Genomic DNA, 21099 nt, shown 5'->3' with positions numbered 1-21099 from the left:
CCTTAGGCGGCTCGCTGCGAGGCGCGGCGCGAGTGCGCCAAGGCCGAGAGATAAACGTCTTCGAGGCTACCCTCCACCGCCGAGAAACCGTTGCCCGGATCCCGCTCCGACAGCACGTGCACGACGGTGCGCCCTGCAAACAACCGTGTCGCGATCACGTTGTATGCGGCCTTCATTTCATCCAGGCGGTCGCGGTCGATCGTCGTGGCCCAGACAGTGCCACGGCTGCGTTGGATCAACTCGCCCGGCGCGCCGTCAAGCTGGATGCGCCCGGCCGCGAGCACCGCCATGCGTGGGCAAAGGTCGGCCACGTCTTCGACGATATGAGTCGAGAGGATCACGACGATGTTCTCGCCGATCTCGACCAGCAGGTTGTAGAAGCGGTTGCGCTCCTCGGGATCGAGGCCGGCGGTCGGCTCGTCGACGATGATCAGCTTGGGATTGCCGATCAACGCCTGCGCGATGCCGAAGCGCTGTCGCATGCCACCCGAAAAGCCGGCGACCGTCTTGGTGCGAACGTTCCACAGGTTGGTCTGGACCAGGAGCGTTTCCACCGTGGCGCGGCGGTCGGCGGCGGACGTGATGCCCTTCAGCGACGCCATGTGATCGAGCAAGTCATAAGCCGAGACGCGCGGATACACGCCGAAATCCTGCGGCAGATAGCCGAGCGTGGACCGCAAGCGGCCCGGCTCGGTCAGCACGTCGATGTCGCCGAACCGGATCTCCCCTGCCGTCGGCGTCTGCAGCGTCGCGATCGTGCGCATCAACGACGATTTGCCGGCGCCATTGGGGCCGAGCAGTCCGAACATTCCCTTGCCGATGGAGATCGTCACCCCGTCCAACGCCCGGGTCCCGTTCGGATACACATGCTCCACGCCTTTCAAGTGCAACAACTTCGTCCCTCCCCCTCTGTCGCTCGAAATGTTTGCTCTAGTGGGCCGACGCCAGCGCGTACAAAAACTCCACGTACCCCATCGTCGCCTCTCTCATGCCGGCGATCTTGGGATGGTTACTGTCGATGAGATAGAACTCGTCCGGCGCGTGCGCCTTGCCGCCGTAGCCGAGCCCGAATTGATTGAACGGTTTGCGCAGCGGCGCGCCGGTGTAGATGTAGCCGGGATACGAGCCGGCGATGCGCGGAGTGATCGTATGAGGAATGTTTCGCTGTTCGAGGAATGCCTGCTCGGCTCGCACCAGTCCGCTCGTTTCCGAAGTTTCGGTGGGATCGTAGCCACCGCTGACTTTGATCTCGATGTCGCCGAAGCCGCGCTTCTGCAGATGAGCGCGCAGCTTCGCCTCACAGTCCGCGGCCGTCATGTCGGGCACGATGCGGAAATCCAGCTTGGCCGTGGCGCGCCCTGGAAGAATGGTCTTGCCGCCCGGGCCGGTGTAGCCCGCCACCAGACCCTCGATGTTCACGGTCGGCTCCGACGCCAGCCGCTCCATCGCCTCTTGCAGCGGCATGTCATTCATCCAGCGCTTGAGGCCCAAGGCCGACTTGAGCTCGGCGTCGGTGGTGCTCGTATTGAGCTTTGCGATCATGGCGCGTTGCCGATCGGTCAGCGGGCGATAGTGCTCATACCAGCCATCGATGGCCGGCGTGTTGCCGCCATCTTTGACCAACGTAGACAACGCTTCGACCAGACGCCACACCGGACTGTCGACACTGGCCTTCATGCCCGAGTGGATGTCCTGCACGGGGCCGCGGCCCCAGCGCTCGCCACTGGCGATCAGCTCGCACTCGATGACGCCCTTGGCGCCGAGGCTGATCCCCATCTCGCCTTGCTGGCCTTGCATCGCCGTCGGCATGAACACGGCGTCGGTACGTTGCAACTCGGCGAGCACTTCCGCATCGTTCAGCGCGTTGCGAAGGTTGGGTGAGCCAATCTCCTCTTCTCCCTCCGCGAGCAACGCCAGATTCACCGGCAACTCCACGCCGGCAGAGCGGAACGCGTGGATCGCGGCGAGGAATGTTCCTTCCGGCCCCTTGTGATTGATCGCGCCACGCGCGCGCAGCGCACGCCCCAACGCGTGATCGAAGAACACCGGTTCGAGCGGCGGTGACATCCAATCCGGCTCATCGAATTGTTTGACGTCGTACATGAAGTACAAGCCCACCGTGTGCTTCGCGCCGACGTCGAGCACGCCGAACACGGCAGGGATGCCGCCCGTAGCCACTCTGCGCACGCGCTTGAAGCCCGCTTCGGTGGCGAGCTGCATCATGTAGTCGGCGCCCTGCTCGATGTTGAGCTGTTCGGCGGCCACCGTGGGCAGACGAATCCAATCCTGGATGCGACGAAGCGCCTGTTCGTGTCCAGCATCCACCGCGCGCCTGATCTCTTTCAGCTTGCCGCGAGGGGCTGAAGCGAACGCCGCGGCGGATGACAGTGTCGCCGCGGAAGCGATTGCGCCCTTGATCAACGTGCGTCGGTCGAGGCGCAGGCCAGAGTTTTCGTTCGTCATTCCTATTCTCCCCACGCCTTCTCATACACGCGCAGCCAGTTCTCGCCGAGCACCTTGCGCACGTCCGCTGCACTCCAGCCGCGATCCAGCAGACCTTGAGTGACCTTCGGCAGCTCGACGATGGTCTCGAAGTCCCTGACCATGTCCCAGGGCCAGTCGCTGTAGACATCCGCCGGCCACATGTCGCGATTCAGGCCCATCGCGTCCAGGTCCTTCCGGCCGGTCATGAAATCCGGTCCGATGCCGATGTGATCGACGCCGACCAGTTTCTTGAGGTAGTCGTACTGGTCGAGATGCTTGTCCAACGTCGCCTGCGGCGAGCGCGGTACGCCGGCATCCTTCTGGGCGCGCGTATGAAAGTCGCTGACCGAGGTGAGACCGACGACGCCGCCCGTCTTGGCGATAGCTTCGATGAGCCGGTCGGAAATATTTCGTGGGTTGTCCGTCAGCGCCCTGAGGTTCGTGTGCGAACAGATGACCGGAACGCCTTTGGAGACGCCGACCGCATCGAACGAGGTGCGCTCGCCGGTGTGCCCGCAAACGTCCAGCAACAAGCGTTGCTTGTGGATCTCTTCCACGTAGCGATGTCCGGCTCGTGTGAGCGGCACGTCCGGATCCAGGCAACCGCCACCGAAGATATTGGTGTTGTTATAGGCGATGCTGCAGATCCTGAGGCCCAGCTGACGATAGGCGCGAAGATTGCCCAGCAGCCCCTGCCCGTTCGCGTCCGCTAGCAGCGCATCGGCGGACTGCCAGCCGGAGACATGCGCGATCTTGCCCTGCTGGTGCGCCTGTCGGATTTCTTTCACGGTGCCCGCCTGCACCAGCGTGTCGGCGTTCGCGTCGAAGAACGTATGGAGCGCGGCAAACGATGCGAGTCCGCCGACGCTCTGGTGCCAGCAGTTCACGCCGCCGGCCTGCAACATGCCGAGATATTCTTTGGTGAGCGCGGAAGGATCCAGACCGTCCACCACCAGCGTCGAGCGTTGCACGTTCAGCGCTTCCTGAAACTTGCGCTGATCGATCGAGGTGACTGCCGGCGTCGAGACAGCCTGGGACGCTGCCCCGACTGTCGGAGCCATGGCCGCCGCCGATAAAGTTGCAAGCAGGTACTCTCGTCGATTCAAGTTGCAGTCCCCACTGCGACGTGATCCACGTCACGCCTGAATCGATAGTAGCCACCTGGTTCGGTCCGGTGACTAATAGATCTAATGTCGATGATTAGCGCGGCTTATCGGCGGTGATCAGTCGTTCGCGCACCAGACGACGCGCGATCTTGCCAATGCCGGTGCGTGGCAGATCGGGCACGATGTGGAAAGCTTTCGGGCGCTTGTAACCGGTCAGACGCTCACGGCAGAACAACTGCAACTCGGCCTCCAGCAGCGACGCGCCTGGAGAAAGCGTCACGACGGCATGGACCGCTTCACCCCAATGTTCGTCGGGCACGCCGATCACCGCCGCTTCCTTGACGGCCGGATGACCCAGCAGGATGCCTTCGACCTCGGTGGGAATCACTGTGAGACCGCCGGTTTTGATCATCTCCTTGACGCGCCCGTCCAGCACCAGGAAGCCATCTTCATCGAACCGGCCGAGATCGCCCGAGCGCATGCCCTTGTTCGTGACCACTTGCGACGTGGCCGCTTCGTCCTGCCAGTAGCCCGCGAACAGCGTGGGGCTGCGAGCGAAGATCTCGCCGGTCTCACCCGCTGCCACCGGCTCGCCGTCCGCATTCAAAATATGAAGCTGCGTGCCCAGCATCGGCCGGCCGACGGTGCCGATCTTTCGCAGCTGATCCGCGGGAGCGCTGACCGTGTGGCAAAGCTGCTCCATCATGCCGTAGAACTGCACGAAGCCAACCTTGGGCATGCGTTCGATCAGCGCCCTGATCAAGGGCTGCGGCATCGGCTCCGATGCATAGGTGATCGTGCGCAGCGAGGTCGGCACGGAGGCTGGAGCAACGTCCAGGATGCGACGAAGCGTCGTCGGCACCGCATCGAAATGCGTGATTTGAAAAGCCTCCACCGCCTCCCATGCAGCGGATGCATCGAAGTGAGGCATGACGACGTGCGTACCGCGCACCAGCGTGAGCGGCAGAACTTGCTCCATGCACGAGGAGAACATGGGAAGGAAGTGCAGCGTGCGCTCACCATCGTGCAGGCCGAACTCGAGAGCCGCCGTCGTGGCGGCCGCAAGCAAACTACCGTGAGTATGGACCGCTCCCTTGGAGCGGCCCGTCGATCCGGACGTGAAGAACACCACCGCCGGATCGCTGAGTGCGACCGGCGTCAGGCTGCGCAGCTTGTTCGCCGCGGCCAGTTGTTTCGCGTACGGATGAAATAATGTTCCCTGCGCGCATTCGTCGAGGCATAGGGCACATTGAATGCCAGCTGCCTGCAATGCGTCTTCGCGCCCGGTGACGTGCGCGGCCTGCGCGCCGGCGACGATGAGTACCTTGGGGCGAATCTGTTCCAGCGCCGCATGAGCATCCTTCCAGGTCCACCAGTGATCCAGCGGCGAGCTCATCGCGCCCAGCATCGGCACGCCGAACACGATCTCGAAAAACTCCGCTCGATTCCCCATCCAGAACGCGACCCGATCGCCCTTCTGCACGCCTAGCGCGGCCAGCGCGCCGGCGAGGCGACAGGCGCGATCGTAAACCTCCGCGTAGTTCCACGTCTTGCCCTGAAACACCACGGCCGCGCGGCCCGGCTCCGATATCGCCGCTCGCGCCAGCAGTGCATCCAACCGCGGCTCGCTGCCGTACTCGTGCGCGCTCATCGGGTTTCGGCTCGCAAAACGCGGGCGCGAGGAGCCAACGACCGGGACTCGTCAACGTGAAACATTCACATCCATCCTCGGCATCTGTGCCGCTGTCTGTTCTTGGAGCATTCCTGAAGTTGCCGGATCTTATCCAGCCGCCGCGGGTGGCGACTCTAATAGCTCTAATACACGGCATAAGGCCCCATTAATCCTCGCCGGGCGCCGGGGACATAAGCCGGATTTATCCGGCCCATTACCCTTATTCGCTGTGCCCGAGCTTCCGCCCGTCTAAGATTTTCGACCGATCCTCAAATCGAGCTTCAGGGCTACAGGCAGCGTATGACCTCCGACAACCTTCCGTCCGAGCCTGGCAACGCCACGGTAGCCATGGCCATCGCCCGCTTCGTCGCGGCCCAAGGCGTCAGCCGCGTTTACACCTTGCCGGGCTCGCATGTGAAGCCCATCTGCAGCGAGCTCGCGCGGCTCGGTATTCACATCGTTTCGGCACGACATGAATGCTCCGCGGTCCACATGGCGCACGCTGAAGCGGACCTCACCGGACGCATCGGTGTGGCGATCGTGACGACCGGGCCCGGCCTCACCAATGCAGTCACAGCGATCGCGAGCGCCTATCTCTCGCGCACGCCGCTGCTCGTCATGTCCGCGCGCGTCCCCGATCCGCAGGCTGGCATGGGAGCGCTCGAAGAAGTTCCGCAAGCTGCTCTCGTTCGTCCCGTGTGCCGATACGTTCGAGAAATCTCCGATGCTCGTCACGTGCTGTCTGGCCTGCACATGGCGGCGACGATGGCCTTGGGCAACGACGGACCGCCTGGCCCCGTCTATGTCGACTTCACGCCCAATCTGCTCAAGCAGCCGATCTCGGACTGGCATCTGGATCCGCATTGGTTCAACGCCGTCGTCCGTCATGCGCGCCCACCGCATGACGAAAGCATCGCGCGGGCGGCACAACTTCTTCGCAATAGCCGCCGGCCGCTCGCGATTGGCGGGCGCGGTGTGCTGGGCGCTGGCGCTGCGCTGGAAAAATTCCTGGAGACGTCCGGCTCTTTGTATCTGGACACACGCGAGAGCCGCGGCGTGCTTTCGCCGGAGAATCCTTACTCCGTCCCCGCCCTGCGCGGCCGAGCCATCGCCGAAGCGGACTTGGTGATAACCCTCGGCAGACGGCTGGACTTCGAGCTGGCCTACGGTTCGGGCGCGGTCTTCTCCGAGTCCGCGCGCTTCATTCGCATCGGTCGCAGTGTCGAAGAGCTGTCCGAGAATCGCCGCGGCGACATCGAAGTTTGTGCCGACGTCGACGCAACGCTGCAACGTCTCGTGACTCTCGACGCCAAACCGTCCAGGCCCGATAACGCCTGGAAGGACGAGCTCATTGGTATGAACGTCGAAAAAACTCGCGCCAGGCGGCCCGCGCGACCCGCGGGCGCCGACGGACGCATGCATCCGCTGACGCTCATCGATGCGCTCAACCAAGTCACAGACGACGCAACCGTTAGCATCGTGGACGGCGGCGACATCCTGTCGTGGGCCCGCGTCGGTCTGCGCGCACACACTTATCTCGACCTCGGTCCGTTTGGATGCCTCGGGTCCGGGGCACCGTACGCCGTGGCTGCGGCGCTGACGTTTCCTTCCCGCAGAGTGATCGCTCTCATCGGCGACGGGTCGTTCGGATTCGGCGCGATGGAAATCGAAACTGCGGTGCGCACTGGCGCGCGTGCGCTGTTCGTCGTGGCCAACAACGATGCCTGGAACATCGAGCGCCAGGATCAACTGATCAAGTATCCCGACCAGGAGCTCGGGACGACGTTGTCGCCGTGCCGTTACGATCTGCTCGCGAAGTCGCTCGGCGCTTATGGCGAACGCGTCGAGCATGCCGAGGATCTGGCGGCTGCATTTGAGCGCGGCCTCGCCAACCTGCCGGCGGTCATCGACGTGGCGGTGACACGCGATGCCGTGTCACCCGATCTGAAAAGCGGACTGGCCAATGTTCCGCCGCTCCACGCAACCCAGAGTTGGGAAGACGCCGAGCGGCGCATGTTGGAGCGCTCGAAACAGGCGCGCGAGTAGATTCGCGCTTTCTTGCGGCGAGAATCAGCTTTTCTTCGATTCGTAGTTGTAAAACCCGCGACCGGTCTTGCGGCCGAGCCAACCGGCGGCGACGTGGTTGCGCAGAATGGTCGCCGGGCGATACTTGTCGTCGCCCAGATCCCGGTGCAGCACTTCGGCGATGGCCAGGCAGGTATCGAGGCCGATGAGGTCGGCCAGCTGCAGCGGCCCCATCGGATGATTGAGGCCGAGCCGCGCGCCGGCGTCGATGTCTTCAGCGGTGCCGACGCCTTCTTGCAATACGAAGCAGGCTTCGTTGATCAGCGGAATCAAAATGCGATTGACCAGGAATCCGGGCGCATCGTTGCTCGTGACCACCGTCTTGCCCATGGCCTTGGCGAGCGCGACGGTCGACTCGTAAACGCCGTCGGCGGTGGCCAACCCGCGAATGATTTCGACCAGTTGCATGACCGGCACCGGGTTCATGAAATGCATCCCTACCACGCGTTCCGGCCGCTGGGTCTGCGCGGCGATGTTGGTGATCGAAATCGACGAGGTGTTGGTCGCGAGAATCGACGCTTGTTTGCAGGCCGCATCGAGCTTGGCGAACAGCTGCTTTTTCAGCTCGACATTCTCGGTCGCGGCTTCGATGACCACCTCACAAGCCGCGAGAGCGGTGAGCTCACCCACCGGGGTGATCCGCTCCAGGATGCCGTCGCGCGCCGTCGCGTCGAGTTTGCCTTTTTCCACGAGCTTGTTGAGCCCGCTGGCAATCTTCTGTTTACCGGCGCTCGCCGCGGCCAGCGAGATGTCGGCCAAAGCCACCGAATAACCGCTTTGCGCGGCCACTTGCGCGATCCCCGCTCCCATTTGACCGCTGCCAACGACACCGATGGATTTGAACTGAGTCATGCTCGCTCCCGCGTAAATCTTGCTACGTGTACCCGAATGACCGACGCTTCAGACGATCATCGGCTCCTCGTACGCGCCCCAGATCTCACGAAGCGCACCGCAGATTTCACCGAGCGTGGCACGCGCCTTGACGAGCTCGATCGTCTTCGGCAGCAAGTTTACATCGTCCTTGCGCGCCTGTTCCTTCAACTCTTGCAGAAGCCGATGCACGAGCTGACTGTCGCGCTTCGCGCGCACCGCGTTGAGCCGTTCGATCTGCAGCTGCGTGCACTGCTCGTCGTACGGATGAATCTCCGCCTTGATCGCGCTGGCCTGCTCATCGACGTAGCGGTTGACGCCGACCGAGATTTTCTCGCCGCTGTCGATCTTCTTGAAAATGGCATAGGCGGAGTCCGCCAGCTTCTGCTGGAACCAGCCCTGCTCCACCAGCTTGATCGCGCCCCCCAGCTGGTCCACTTCATTCAGCACTTTCCAGATTTCCTGTTCCATGTCCCAGGTCAGGCGCTCGACGAAGTACGAGCCGCCGAGCGGATCGACCACGGAAGTCACATTGATCTCGTCCCGAATGATCTGTTGCGTGCGGATCGCCAGCTTCATCGCTTCTTCCGTGGGAATGGCGAAGGCTTCGTCGAGGCCGTTGGTGTGCATGCTCTGACATCCGCCCAGCACCGCGCCAAGCGCCTGGATCGCCGTGCGCATCAGGTTGTTGTGATACTCGACCTTGGTCAGGCTCATTGCCGCGGTCTGCGTGTGGACACGCAATCGCATCGATTCCGGCTTCCTGGCCTTGAAGCGTTCCGACATGACCTTCGCATAGACGCGCCGCGCCGCTCTGAACTTGCAGATCTGCTCGAAGAAATCCTGATGGCTGATGAAAAAGAACGACAGACGGGGCGCGAAATCGTCGATGTCCATGCCGGCGGCCAGCACCTCCTCGCAGTACGCGATGGTGAACGCCATGATGAAGGCAATCTCCTGGATGGCGTTGCCGCCCACATCCGACAGGTGATAGCCGCTCAAGCTGATCGGATTGAGCTTCGGCGTCGCCTTGGTGCTGTACATGATGAGATCGCGCAGCAACCGCACCGCCTGGCGCACGGGATAGATCCATTCTTTCTGAGCGACGTATTCCTTCAACGGATCGGCCTGCAACGTGCCCGCGAGCTTCCGCAGGTCGCAGCCGCGTTGCTCGGCCACGCTGATGAACATGGCGTAAATGACCCACGCCGATGGATTGATGGTCAGCGAGACGGAAATCTTCTCCAGGTCAATGCCATCAAACAGCCGGTCGATATCCTCGATGGTGTCGATGGCCACACCGACCCGGCCCACTTCGCCGAACGCCATGGGATCGTCCGAATCCAGGCCGAGCAAGGTCGGCAGATCGAAGTCGGTCGACAGGCCCGTCTGGCCGGTTTCGATCATGTATTTGTAGCGGCGATTGGTGGCCTCGGGATTGCCGAAGCCGGCCACCTGCCGGATGGTCCAGGGGCGGCCGCGATACATGGTCGGATAGACGCCGCGCGTGAACGGATAGGCGCCCGGGAAGCCCAACTCTTCGGCGGGGATGTTTTCAACGTCGGCCGCGGTGTAGATCCGTTGCAGTGGGATGCCGCATTCCGCCTGAAACTCGGAACGCTCTTCGGCTCTACCCTGCAGCGCCGCGGCAAGCTCCTTCTGCTCCCACTCCGCTTGTTTCTTACGAATCTCCGCGATCGCCGCTTCCGAGAAAAGCTTCATCTCTATCTCTCTTTGTCCCAGCCCAGCAACACGTTAGCGGCGGTCCGGGGGTCGGACTCCCGTTTCATCACGGCTTGCAGCTGCTGCTCGAGGTTCTTGGGACCTTCATCGAACTGTTGCTGAAACAGGTGCCGGGCCATGTTGAAGATCCGCGTCCGGCAGTTGTTACGCTCGCGCTCGGTCGCTTCGCCGCTGTCCCGCAGATGTTTCCAGTGAGCGTCGACGGTCGCCACCAGGCTCTCCATGCGCTCGCCAGACACCGAGCTGACCGCGAGGACCGGCGCATCCCACGCCGAACTGAACTTGTTCGAGCTCTGCAGTGTCTTGCCGAGCGCGAGCATGCCTTTTATTGCCGCCACGGTCGCCGCGGCTTCTGGCTTATCGGCCTTGCTCACGACGTGCAGGTCGGCGATCTCCAGGATGCCTGCCTTGATCGCCTGGATGTCGTCGCCGAGGCCCGGCGGCGACAGCACCACGACCGTATGCGCCGCGCTGACGATCTCGACTTCGTCCTGACCGACGCCGACGGTCTCGATGATGATGGGCGAGTAACCGGCCGCATCGAGAATGTCGACGGCTTGCAGCGTCGAAGGCGCGAGACCACCGAGATGTCCGCGTGTAGCCATGCTGCGTACGAACGCCTGGTTCGCTTCGGCCACCTCGTTCATTCGCACGCGATCGCCCAGGATGGCGCCGCCAGAGAACGGGCTGCTGGGGTCGACCGCAACCACGCCGACCTTGTGACCGTTGGCGCTGAGCGCCTTGATCAACGAAGCCACCAGGGTGGACTTGCCCGCGCCCGGCACACCGGTGATGCCGATGATGTGCGCTTTGCCGGTGTGCTTATAAATTTCAGCCAGTGCTTCCGAGGCTTCCGCGTAGTTGCCCTCGGCCCGCGAAATCATGCGGGCAACCGCGAGCCGGGAGCCGGCCAGGACCTGCGGTACGAGCTCGAGCGACGGGATATACGCCGGGCGCTTCGCTCTGTTGAAAAGAGCGACGCCGGTCATATGCGGCCACGAGCCTCGACCATTGCCGTGATGGTCGACACGATCAGCTCGGCCCGCGCCTCCTGCGGAATGATCACATCCACGCCGCATTCCTTCAGGTCATCGTAGTCCTGTTCGGGAATCACGCCGCCGGCAACGACGAAGATGTGCTCGGCATTGCTCTGCTTCAAACATTTGCACAGCTCGCGGAACAGCGGCACGTGCGATCCGGACAGCAGACTGACGCCGATCACGTCGACGTCTTCCTGAATCGCCGCGTTGACCACCTGCGACGGCGTCTTGTAGAGGCCGGTGTAGATGACCTCCATACCGGCGTCGCGCAGGATCCGGGCGACGACCTTGGCGCCGCGATCGTGGCCGTCGAGCCCCAGCTTGGCGACCAGGACGCGGATCTTATTGGTAGAGCGTGTTTCGGTTGTCGGCACGGGACGGCTCATGAAACTTTGCGTTGTCTGTTCAAAGGCACCACGGCGACGTCCTTGAACCTGGCGACCAGGAGGGGCTCGGGCAGCACCTGGGCCGCCGAATCGTTCGGATCGATCAATGCGATGATCTTGTGCGCCGTGCACTCGATGGTTCGAGACGACTTGCCGACGGACACGAGCCGTGCTCGAATCTCCAGATAGTCGCCGGCGCGCACCGGCGCGAAGAACTCGGCTTCCATCATTCGCGACAGCCCTTCATCGCCATCGTGTCGAATCAGCAGCTCGGTCACGGCGTCGCCAAACAACCGCACGATGCGGGCGCCATCCACCAAGCCACCCGCGTAATGGCCGTCCGCGCTGGACATTCGCAGGCGAATGACGCCTTCTAACTCGCTGGACATTCGTCTCCCCTCTGAGCAGTCACGAAGGGATCTTATCCGCGCGTCAACCCGCATCGACAGCTAATAGCTCTAATACGGGAGATAAGCTCACGTAATGGCCCGCGACGCCGCCGGCATAAGGCGGCCTTATGAGCGGCATTAATCCAATTTTCTTTCGCTCACAGGGTGGCTTGCCTAGGATCGAACAAACAACCACAGGGGACGGATGATGACGATCAACAGACGACGGTTCATGCAGGCAAGCTCAGCGGCAGTGGCCGCTAGCGCGTCGCTCAGCTGGGCTTTGCCCGCGCTCGGCAGCTCCAAGGACGTGCCGGTGCTCATGAAAGAGGCCGAGGACCTGTACGCACGCTCCATCGTCATCGACATGCTCGCCGACGAGTACCGGGACGAGACCGGCGTGAAGTTCATCAAGGATAGCGGCGTCACCTGTATCAGCACCACGCTCGGCGTTCGCCGGCCGGAGAATGCGCAGGGTGCGTACATGATGAATGCGTTCCCGCTCGATGCGGCCGTCGAGGACTGCGTCGCCTGGAACCGGTTCATCAAGGAGCACAGCTCGATCCTGGCGCCGGCGCGCAGCATGGGGGACATCAGGCGCGCCAAGCAGGAAGGCAAACGGGCCGTGATGCTGAATTTTCAGAACACGCCCATCGACGGGCGCCTGGAAAATCTCGACATGTTCCATGCGCTCGGCGTCCGCACCATGCAGCTGACGTACAACGAACGCAACGCCATCGGCGACGGCTCGACCGAACGCACCGACGCGGGGCTCAGCACTTTCGGCCTGGCAGTGGTCGAGCGCATGAACGAGCTGCGCATCATGGTGGACTCCTCGCACTCCGGCCATCAAACCTCGTTCGATGCGATCGAGTTCTCCAAGCTGCCGTCGATCTTCTCCCACACCAACTGCGCCGCGCTGAACGAGCATCCGCGCAACAAGACCGACGAGCATATCCGCAAGTTGGCGGCCAAGGGCGGCGTGATGGGCCTGACCACGGTGAATGTGATGGTCAAGCGCGATCTGCCGGTGACCATGGAACATTTCATCGACCACATCGACCACATCGTGAAGCTGGTCGGCGTCGATCACGTCGCCCTGGGCAGCGATACCCTGGTGCGCGGCTGGCCGACCGATCCGAAATTGAAAGATGAGTTCCTCGCCGCCTACGGCGAGCCGCATTTCAAGAACAGCTATCGCTTCCGTTATCCGTTGGGCACGGAAGGCCTGAACGACGAGCACAAGTGGAAATATCTCACCGCGGGCTTGATCAAGCGCGGCTACAAGGAAGAAGCCATCGTCAAGATCCTGGGCGGCAACTGGCTGCGAGTGTTCGGCGAGGTCATTGGCTAGCACTCTGGGCTGACACTCTGGGCTGACACTCTGGGCTGACCCTCTGGGGCAAACAGGGCGAGCCGCCTCGCAGGGCGGCTCGCCCCCGATGCTTTGCCTACTCCACCACTGGCAACAGCACCGCCGAAGGTTGCTGCTTCGAGCGCAGCACAGTGATCTCCGCTTTCTGGTAGTCCGCCGGCCTGGCGTTGAAAATGTTCGGTACGAACGTCTGCGGATTGCGGTCGTACAACGGGAACAGCGTCGACTGGATCTGCACCATGATGCGATGGCCCGGCTGGAACACGTGATTCACGTTGGGCAGCTCGAACTTGTACTGCTGCGCCTTGTTGGCCGGGATGGCGCTGGGATGCTCGAAGCTCTCACGGTAGCGGCCACGGAAGATATCCATCGCGATCGGCAGTTGATAGCCGCTGACGGCCGGATTGAGTGGATCCTTCTTCGGGTACACGTCGATGAGCTTCACGACGAAGTCGCCATCGGTGCCGCTGGTCATGGCGCGAATGTCGGCGATGGGAATGCCCTGCACGCGCACCGCCTCCGTTAGCACCGGTGTCTCGTAGACCAGCACATCGGTGCGACCGTCGACGAAACGCTGATCGTGCACCAGCCACTTGCTCCACGGCTCGTATGAATTGCCCAGCGCGCCCGGCGTCAAATCGCCGAACGGATCGAGCACCGGGCGCGGCATGAACGGCACCGGCCTGGCCGGATCGCTGGTATAAACATCGCCGCCGCTGGCTTGAGTCGGCGCATCGAACGACAAACCGAAGCTTGCGCTCAAATACAGCGGCTGCATCGCTTTGGCACAACCCTTTTCGCAAACCTGCGGCCAGGTCTCGAAGCGGTCCCAACGCTTCTCGCCAGTGTTATAAGCCGTGACACGCGCGAGATTCGCGGGCGGCCCGTCACGAAGATGCTCGTTCAAGAACGGCATCAGAATGTCGCGTCGATACTGGCGCGCGGTATCTTCGCTCCAGACCATCGGTCCCAGCGAGCTGCCATCGGCTTTGACCTGGTTGTGGTTCCAAGGTCCGAGCACCAGCCAGTTGTTGGCTTCGTGCCCTGCCGCCTTCAGCGCGCGCCACGCGCGATTCGCACCCCAAATGTCTTCCTGATCCCACATGCCTTGCGTCCACAGCGTCGGGATCTTCGAGGGACGGGTTGCGAGCAGTCTATCGAGGGCCTGACCCTGCCAATAAGCGTCATAGGCGGGATGCGCCATCGTGCGTGCGATCCATGGCAACTTGTCCAGGCCGTGCGCACGCATGTAGTCGCCCGTCGAGCCCGCGCGCAGAAACTCTTCGTACTTGTCGTATGTGTCGCTCGGCGCGATGACGCCTGCGCCACGTTGGCCCGTCTGCATGTGGACGTAGCCGAGCATGATGTTTCTAAACGCGCCGTAGTGAAACCAGTCGTCTCCCATCCACGCATCGATCAGGGGCCCCTGCGGTACCGAAACTTTGAGCCCAGGATGCGGATCGAGCAATGCCATGGCGGCGGTGAAGCCTTCGTAGGACGAGCCGAAGACGCCGACGCGGCCGTTGGACTCCGGCACGTTCTTCACCAGCCAATCGATGGTGTCCCAGGTATCGGTGGCGTGATCGGAGTCTGTCGGATTCAACGGTCCGCGCGCCGGCCACGTCATGACGTAGTTGCCTTCCGAGCCGTATTTGCCGCGCACGTCCTGGTAGACGCGGATGTATCCGGCCTTGACGAAATACTCATCGCCCGCCGGCAGCGCGCCGAGCAACGACGTGCTGTTAGCGTCCCGTGTCGAACGACCCATCGCATCGTACGGCGTGCGGTTCATCAGCATTGGCGCGCCACGCGCGCCCTTGGGCACGTAAATGATCGTTTGCAACTTCACGCCGTCGCGCATCGGGATCATCACGACGCGCTTCGTGAAATCCTGCGCTGGAACCCGGGGTCGGAAGTCGTTTGGGATGTCGTTCAAGCTCACTGGCGACGTGGCGAGCGCCCACGCCCCGGCGACCGCGATCACACTCAGCATCGTGGAACTCATCTGCTTCGCCTCCAAAAAATAGACACGGACGCGCAGCACCGCAGCCCGTGTCCGAGGGATCCGAGGGGTCTGGATTCTCAGATTAGAATGCCATATTCACATTGAAGCCGACGGTTCTCGGACGCAGCCGGTAAGCGCGTTGCGCGGCAAACACGTTATCCACCCAGGTGAAATCGTCGGCGTTGGCGGCGTTCTTCACGAACACGCCGACATTGATGCTGTCGAACCGGATGCCGGCGCTGAGATCGACCAGGCCATAGTCGCCCGCGGGCGTGCCCACCGCCTGAAACAGGCTGTAGTACTCGCTGATGTAGGTGTAATCGCCGCGCACGAAGCTTTCGCGTCCACCGATGTCGAAGCGCTTCTCCAAGGCCAGCTTGGCGTTGTATTCGGCCGATCCAGGCAAACGGTCGCCCTCCTCGCCGAGCCCTGGCGACGCTTCCGACAACGTGGCGTCGACCCAGGAGCCGGACAGCTCCAGGATCAAGTCGTCGATCACTTCGGCGGTGAGCTCGAGCTCCACACCCTGCGAGCGCGCCTCGCCGGCGTTGAAATACAACGCCGCGCCCTGGAATGCTGTCAGCGACGGCACGACGGGAATGCCTTCCCAATCGATCAGAAAGCCGGTCAGGCTGCCCTGCAGCCGGCCGTTGCCCGATGAGAACTTGATGCCGGCCTCGTAGTTGTCCACCGTATCCGGATCGAGCAGGCCTTCGGTGACCTGACGCTCGATGCCATCCCGAAACTCGATCAGCCCGTCGTTGTCCATGTCGTATTCGGGCAGGATCTGGCCTTGAAAGCGCGGCTCCCGGAACCCTTGCGACCATTGCGCGAAGGCGAACAACCGGTCGCTGAACTTATAAGATACATTGAACTTCAGGTTCTCGCCGTCGACGCTGGCCTCTCTGCCTTCCGTCCTCGAGGGCACGCCCAAGGTTCGCGAGATCGGCAGGGCCTGTTCGAACTTGAAGTAACGTACGCCCGCGGTCAACGTCAGCGGCTCGAAGGGGTTGTACGAAAGCTCGCCGAAGCCGGCGATCTGCTTCTGCGTGTTCCTGGTCTGACTTTGACTGAAGAAGGCGGAAGGCGGCGCTGGCGGCCGGCCGTTCCAACGAATGGCCACATCGATGTCCACCGTTCTGTCTTCGTAGTACGCGCCGGCGAGCAACTGCACGGGACCGGCGAAATCCGAGGTGAAGCGCAGCTCGTTGACGAGCACTTCTTTCTCGTTTTCGTTGTAGGAGCCGCTGCCCGTGAACGGCGCACCGAGGAACGACAGTTCCAGGTCGCTCGCGGCTTCGCTCTTGATCAGCGAGGTGGAGTTCAGGAAGTTACCCCAGCCCACGTCGTATTGGAGGACCAGGTTGGCGATATCCAGCTCCATGTCGACGTACTCGTCGTCGAGTCCCATCTCGCCGACCTTGACGCGAGTCTGCTGATAACGGCCCCGCAGGTCGGTTTCCACCTCCCGGAAGCCATCCTGCTCGATCTTCTGATTCATGTACATCAGGGTGGCGGAGAAGTCGCCGGTCGGTTGCCACAGCGCGGTGACGCGCGCGCCGGTATATACATCGCCGCCAACGTGATCCCGATCCTGCGCGAAGGCGCCTAGGTTCACCGCATCGGCCACCTGTGGGTCCGGATTGCTAGCCGCCACGTTCCTGATGTAACCCTCGTTGTCGAAGCGATACGCCGCCATGCGCACCGCGAATTTATCTTCGACCAACGGCGCGTTGACCACGGCTTGCGCCATGTAGTTCTGTCCACCCTCTCTGGCCGTCATGGAATATTCGGTGCCGATACTCCCTTCGACCTGTCGCAGGTTCGGCGCCTTGGGAATGATCCGGAGCGTGCCGCCCATCGTGCCCGAACCATACAGCGTGCCTTGCGGCCCACGCAGCACTTCGACGCGCTGGACGTCGACCATCTTGATATCGGCGTTGCCCGCCTGATTGCCATTCACCTGCGGGCCGAGGCCCGTCACCGGAACTTCGCCGAAATAACTGCCGACGGGAGAATTGGCATCGAGCTGCGAACCCAGGGCGATCCCGCGAATAGTGATGGTGTTCGAGCCGGCGCCACGATCCTGATAACTGACGCTGGGCAATGCGGCCAGATAGTCGTCCATGCCCACCAGGTGTCGCTTCTCGATGGTATCCGAGGACATCACGCTGATCGCCGCGGCCGTATCCTGCAGATTGGTTTCGCGCTTGGTAGCGGTGACGACGACTTCTTCGAGACCTCGCCGGCGCGAGCCTCCCGAGTCCGGCTCTGGTTCGGCGGCCCACGTCAGCGTGGACGCCGAACACGCGGCCACGGTCAAGGCACAAAGAGTCACGGACTTCGGCTGCACTCGCATCGCTTCATACCCCTTGTCGTTCTGGCAGCGATCCCCACAGGAGCTTGATAGCCTCTTCGGGCCTTTTCCGAGGTTGTTGCCGATTCTTAGCGAGCCGCGGCGAGCGGCGCTAACTAATTACGCTAATGAGACATATAAGCGACGCTGAACAGCAGGCCTGCTCCCACGGATAAGCAGGAGTTATCAATCCCATTATCAGAAATGCACACCGCACCCCGGTCTGTGTGCTAACAGTTCGTCACTAATCAACGCACACGAGGGGCGCTGACATCTATGACTGGACCGGTCGTTCGCCGCGCTGCCTGGGCAGTCGCACTGTTCTTCGGACTCGTTCAGCCGCTGCTCGCCCAGGCACAGACACCTGACAACTGGGACGTGACCAAGCCGCGCGGCGCTCCAAAGAAAATCGACTTCACCACCGCCGAAGGCACCTGGATGTCGACCGACATCACGCCCGATGGACAGTGGACTGTCTTCAACCTGCTGAGCCACATCTACCGGGTGCGGGCCACCGGCGGTGTCGCCGAATGCCTCACCCAGAACAGCGGGATCGCGGTGAATTTCCATCCGCGCATTTCGCCGGACGGCCGCACCATCGCTTTCATCTCGGATCGACAAGGTCAGAGCAACATCTGGCTGATGGACCTGGATGGCGGCAATCCTCGTCCGGTGACTCGCGACACCGACGCTCGTTACATGGAGCCGACCTGGTCTGCCGACGGCCGCTTTCTGGTGGCGAGAAAAATCGGCGCGGCGAAGCTGCTGGACGTCTCGATCGTGATGGTGCACCGGGACGGTGGCCAGGGCGCGACGTTGGTGAAAATCGACAACAACATGTATCCGGGCGGACCGAAGCTCTCCTCCGATGGCCGATCCCTGTACTACGAAGTCATCGCCGGCCCGGTGAACGGCTACTACAACAAAGCCGACGTGCTTCAAGGCGACGCTCAGATCCGGCGACTCGATCTGGTGACCGGTCGCACGGATCACATCACCGCCGGCCGCATTGGCCAGCAGGACCGCGGCTCGAGCGGTGGCGGCTACGCCGTGGAACCCTCTCCCGATGGACGTTATCTCGCTTTCGCGCGCCGCATGCCCGACGGCGTTCTGAGCTACAAAGGCAAGCTGTTCGGTCCGCGCACTGCGCTCTGGGTTCGCGATCTCGAAACAGGCAGCGAGCGCCTGGTCATGGATCCGGTCGAATATGACTTCGCCGAAGGTCTTTTGCCGGTCGACCAGTCGCTGCCCGGCTATCGCTGGACGGCCGACGGACAATCGATCGTGATCTCGCAAGGAGGCAAGATCCGGCGGCTGGATCTTGCGTCCGGCATAGTGAGCACGATTCCGTTCAGCGCGCGAGTGCAACGAGTCGCGTCCGAACGGGTGAAGCCGTCGATGCGCCTCTCGGATGGCGCGTTCGAAACAAAGTTTCCTCGCTGGCACACCGTGAGTCCGGATGGGCGGACGCTCGCGTTTCAAGCGGTGGGCCGGATCTGGCTCATGGATCTTCCAGCGGGCGCCCCCCGCCGCCTGACCCCCGAGTCGTTTCAACCGTACGAGTACTATCCCGCCTGGTCGCCGGACGGACGTTCGATCGCGTTTGCGACCTGGGACGAAAAAGAGCGCGGCCATTTGTTTGTCGCCGCCACGAGTGCCGGACCGCCCAAGCAAATCACAACGCAAGGAGGTGAGTACCTCGCACCGGTATGGACGCCCGGCGGCCAATCGCTCGTGGTGGCGCGAGGCGCGGGAGCGACCGCGCGGGGACAGGGCCTCGTCCGCAGTCAATACTGGGATCTGGTCGAAGTGGGGATCAAAGGCGATGGCGCTCGACCCATCGCGCGCGTGGCAGGGCTCATTCCGCGAATCTCGTTCGCTAATGGCCGACTCTTCTACTACGAGCCGGCCGGGGCTGCACAGTTGCTGGTCTCCGTGGCCGCGGACGGTAACGATCGCCGCGAACATCTCAAGGTCACGAGCGCCGGAGAAATCGCCGTCTCACCCGACGCGATGTGGATCGCCTTCACCTTGGGAAGCAATGTTTTCATCGCCCCGATGGCGGCGACGGGCTATGCGGGCGCGCTGCCTGAGATCGGCAAGTCGGGCGGCGCTCTTCCGGTTACACGGCTGTCCACCGCTGGAGGACTCTTTCCTCGGTGGCGAAACGCGCAGACGCTGACGTTCGGCAACGGCAATCAGTTTGTTTCTTACGACGTCGCGTCCAAGCGGACAGAACCAACGACCATCAAGCTCAGCGTCCCGCGCGATCTGCCCCGAGGCGCCATCGCCTTCACCAACGCGCGAATCCTGACGATGGAAAACCAGCGCGTCATCGCTCAGGGGACGATTGTCATTCGTGCGGGACGCATTGCCTGCGTCGGCGATTGCAGCACCGCTGGGGTGGAGCGAACCGTCGACCTGGAAGGCCGCACGGTGATTCCCGGCTTGATCGACCTTCACGCGCATCATCATCGTGAACAGGAAACGATTCAGCCGCCGCACGATTTCGAGACGGCGATCTATCTCGCTTACGGTGTGACGACGACGTTCGATCCGACCACCAGCTCGCTCAATGCCTTCCCGACCGCCGAATTGATCGAAGCGGGCGGCATGATCGGGCCGCGAGTATTCACCTCCGCCGAGTTCATGGTCCCTCGAGAGACTGCGTGGACCAACGTGTACGCCACGCCGGCCGAAGCCTTCGACGATGCCGCGCGTCGTGTGTCGTGGGGAGCGGTGGGCCTCAAAGACTATATGCAGCCCACTCGCTATCAACGCCAATGGGTGGTGGAAGCTGGCCGGCGCCTCGGCGTGATGGTGACATCCGAAGGCAGCCTGGACATCGATCACAAGATCAGCATGGCGTTGGATGGGCATACGGGATTCGAGCATGCGACCGGGCATGTGCCTTTGTACTCCGATTTCACCACCCTCCTCGGCCGTCTCGGCTCGGCGTACTCGGCCACGCCGTCCATCGGCGGTCCTGGCGCGTGGGCCGAAGAATTCTTCTGGCAGGAAAGCGACGTCTGGAAAGATCCCAAGCAGCAACGCTGGCTGCCATGGCGGCAACTGATTCCCCATACTCGCCGGCGTATGCTGCGGCCACCGACCGACTATTCCATTCCGTTGCTGGCGCAGGGGGCCGCCGACATCGTGGCGGCGGGCGGCATCGCTCCGATCGGTTCGCACGGCCAGCAACACGGCATCGGCTCGCATTGGGACACCTGGATCTACGCCGAAGCGATGGGCCCGATGGGAGCGCTGGAAGCCGCGACTCTGCACGGCGCGAAATTTCTGGGGCTGGAACGCGACCTCGGCTCGATCGCCGTCGGCAAGCTCGGCGACCTGGTCGTGCTCAACACCGATCCGCTCGAAAACATTCGCAACAGCGCCGACATCCGCTACGTGATGAAGGCCGGCGTGCTGTACGACGCCGATTCGCTGGATGAGCTCTGGCCGAGACAGCGCAGCTTCGGCGACTACTACTGGTACAACTCCGACATCTATCGATCGGACGTCCGCCCGATCGATTATCACGATCGGCAACGATAACGAGTCCTGCGATGAGCACTCTCCCCTACCGCC

General features: G+C 62.6%; 14 protein-coding genes. 3 read left to right on the top strand and 11 right to left on the bottom strand.

The window, feature by feature from the left end; translation table 11 throughout:
• Window positions 1–2: 2 nt before the first annotated feature.
• From VGD45_RS26165 to VGD45_RS26150, 4 genes are all read right to left on the bottom strand, one after another.
• Complete coding sequence (locus VGD45_RS26165) at window positions 3–893, bottom strand: ABC transporter ATP-binding protein (RefSeq protein ID WP_331158324.1); 891 nt, start codon at window positions 891–893, stop codon at window positions 3–5.
• A gap of 37 nt (window positions 894–930) precedes the next feature.
• Entirely contained in the window at window positions 931–2463 is a 1533-nt protein-coding gene (locus tag VGD45_RS26160; protein ID WP_331158323.1) for a M20/M25/M40 family metallo-hydrolase, read from the bottom strand.
• Between the two features lie 2 nt (window positions 2464–2465).
• On the bottom strand, window positions 2466–3545 hold the full coding sequence (locus tag VGD45_RS26155) for a dipeptidase (RefSeq protein WP_331158322.1): 1080 nt from the start codon (window positions 3543–3545) through the stop codon (window positions 2466–2468).
• Between the two features lie 139 nt (window positions 3546–3684).
• Window positions 3685–5241 (bottom strand): class I adenylate-forming enzyme family protein, encoded by a 1557-nt coding sequence (locus tag VGD45_RS26150; RefSeq protein WP_331158321.1) that lies wholly within the window; start codon window positions 5239–5241, stop codon window positions 3685–3687.
• Between the two features lie 321 nt (window positions 5242–5562).
• Here VGD45_RS26150 and VGD45_RS26145 point away from each other — a divergent pair, with 321 nt between their 5' ends.
• Window positions 5563–7308, top strand: coding sequence for a thiamine pyrophosphate-binding protein (locus VGD45_RS26145; RefSeq protein ID WP_331158320.1), 1746 nt, complete (start codon window positions 5563–5565; stop codon window positions 7306–7308).
• A gap of 24 nt (window positions 7309–7332) precedes the next feature.
• Here the strand turns inward: VGD45_RS26145 and VGD45_RS26140 are convergent, their stop codons facing one another.
• Genes VGD45_RS26140 through VGD45_RS26120 form a run of 5 tightly spaced genes read right to left on the bottom strand, consistent with a single transcriptional unit; the run spans window position 7333 to window position 11775 of the window.
• The gene (locus tag VGD45_RS26140) at window positions 7333–8199 is read right to left on the bottom strand and encodes a 3-hydroxybutyryl-CoA dehydrogenase (RefSeq protein ID WP_331158319.1); all 867 of its coding nucleotides are present in this window, start codon (window positions 8197–8199) and stop codon (window positions 7333–7335) included.
• Between the two features lie 48 nt (window positions 8200–8247).
• On the bottom strand, window positions 8248–9939 hold the full coding sequence (locus VGD45_RS26135) for a methylmalonyl-CoA mutase family protein (RefSeq protein WP_331158318.1): 1692 nt from the start codon (window positions 9937–9939) through the stop codon (window positions 8248–8250).
• Between the two features lie 2 nt (window positions 9940–9941).
• A complete protein-coding gene (gene meaB / locus VGD45_RS26130; protein ID WP_331158317.1) occupies window positions 9942–10949 on the bottom strand; it encodes a methylmalonyl Co-A mutase-associated GTPase MeaB in 1008 nt (335 codons plus the stop codon).
• On the bottom strand, window positions 10946–11386 hold the full coding sequence (locus VGD45_RS26125; RefSeq protein WP_414717609.1) for a cobalamin B12-binding domain-containing protein: 441 nt from the start codon (window positions 11384–11386) through the stop codon (window positions 10946–10948). Before VGD45_RS26125 ends, meaB begins: the two co-directional genes overlap by 4 nt.
• Window positions 11383–11775 carry a hotdog domain-containing protein gene (locus VGD45_RS26120; protein ID WP_331158315.1) on the bottom strand — a complete coding sequence of 131 codons (393 nt, stop codon included), beginning with the start codon at window positions 11773–11775 and terminating at the stop codon, window positions 11383–11385. Before VGD45_RS26120 ends, VGD45_RS26125 begins: the two co-directional genes overlap by 4 nt.
• 205 nt (window positions 11776–11980) lie before the next feature.
• Here VGD45_RS26120 and VGD45_RS26115 point away from each other — a divergent pair, with 205 nt between their 5' ends.
• Window positions 11981–13129, top strand: coding sequence for a dipeptidase (locus tag VGD45_RS26115; RefSeq protein ID WP_331158314.1), 1149 nt, complete (start codon window positions 11981–11983; stop codon window positions 13127–13129).
• A 97-nt stretch (window positions 13130–13226) separates the two neighbouring features.
• On the opposite strand, the gene VGD45_RS26110 is transcribed toward VGD45_RS26115, so the two are convergent.
• Together VGD45_RS26110 and VGD45_RS26105 are read right to left on the bottom strand one after the other, a co-directional pair.
• Window positions 13227–15155, bottom strand: coding sequence for a CocE/NonD family hydrolase (locus VGD45_RS26110; RefSeq protein WP_331158313.1), 1929 nt, complete (start codon window positions 15153–15155; stop codon window positions 13227–13229).
• An 82-nt stretch (window positions 15156–15237) separates the two neighbouring features.
• A complete protein-coding gene (locus VGD45_RS26105) occupies window positions 15238–17508 on the bottom strand; it encodes a TonB-dependent receptor (RefSeq protein WP_331158312.1) in 2271 nt (756 codons plus the stop codon).
• A gap of 279 nt (window positions 17509–17787) precedes the next feature.
• Here VGD45_RS26105 and VGD45_RS26100 point away from each other — a divergent pair, with 279 nt between their 5' ends.
• On the top strand, window positions 17788–21066 hold the full coding sequence (locus VGD45_RS26100; RefSeq protein ID WP_331158311.1) for an amidohydrolase family protein: 3279 nt from the start codon (window positions 17788–17790) through the stop codon (window positions 21064–21066).
• Window positions 21067–21099 lie beyond the last annotated feature (33 nt).

The sequence above is a fragment of the Steroidobacter sp. genome (assembly GCF_036402275.1).
In the GTDB taxonomy this organism is placed as follows: domain Bacteria; phylum Pseudomonadota; class Gammaproteobacteria; order Steroidobacterales; family Steroidobacteraceae; genus Steroidobacter.
This window is presented reverse-complemented; position numbering and strand designations above follow the sequence as displayed.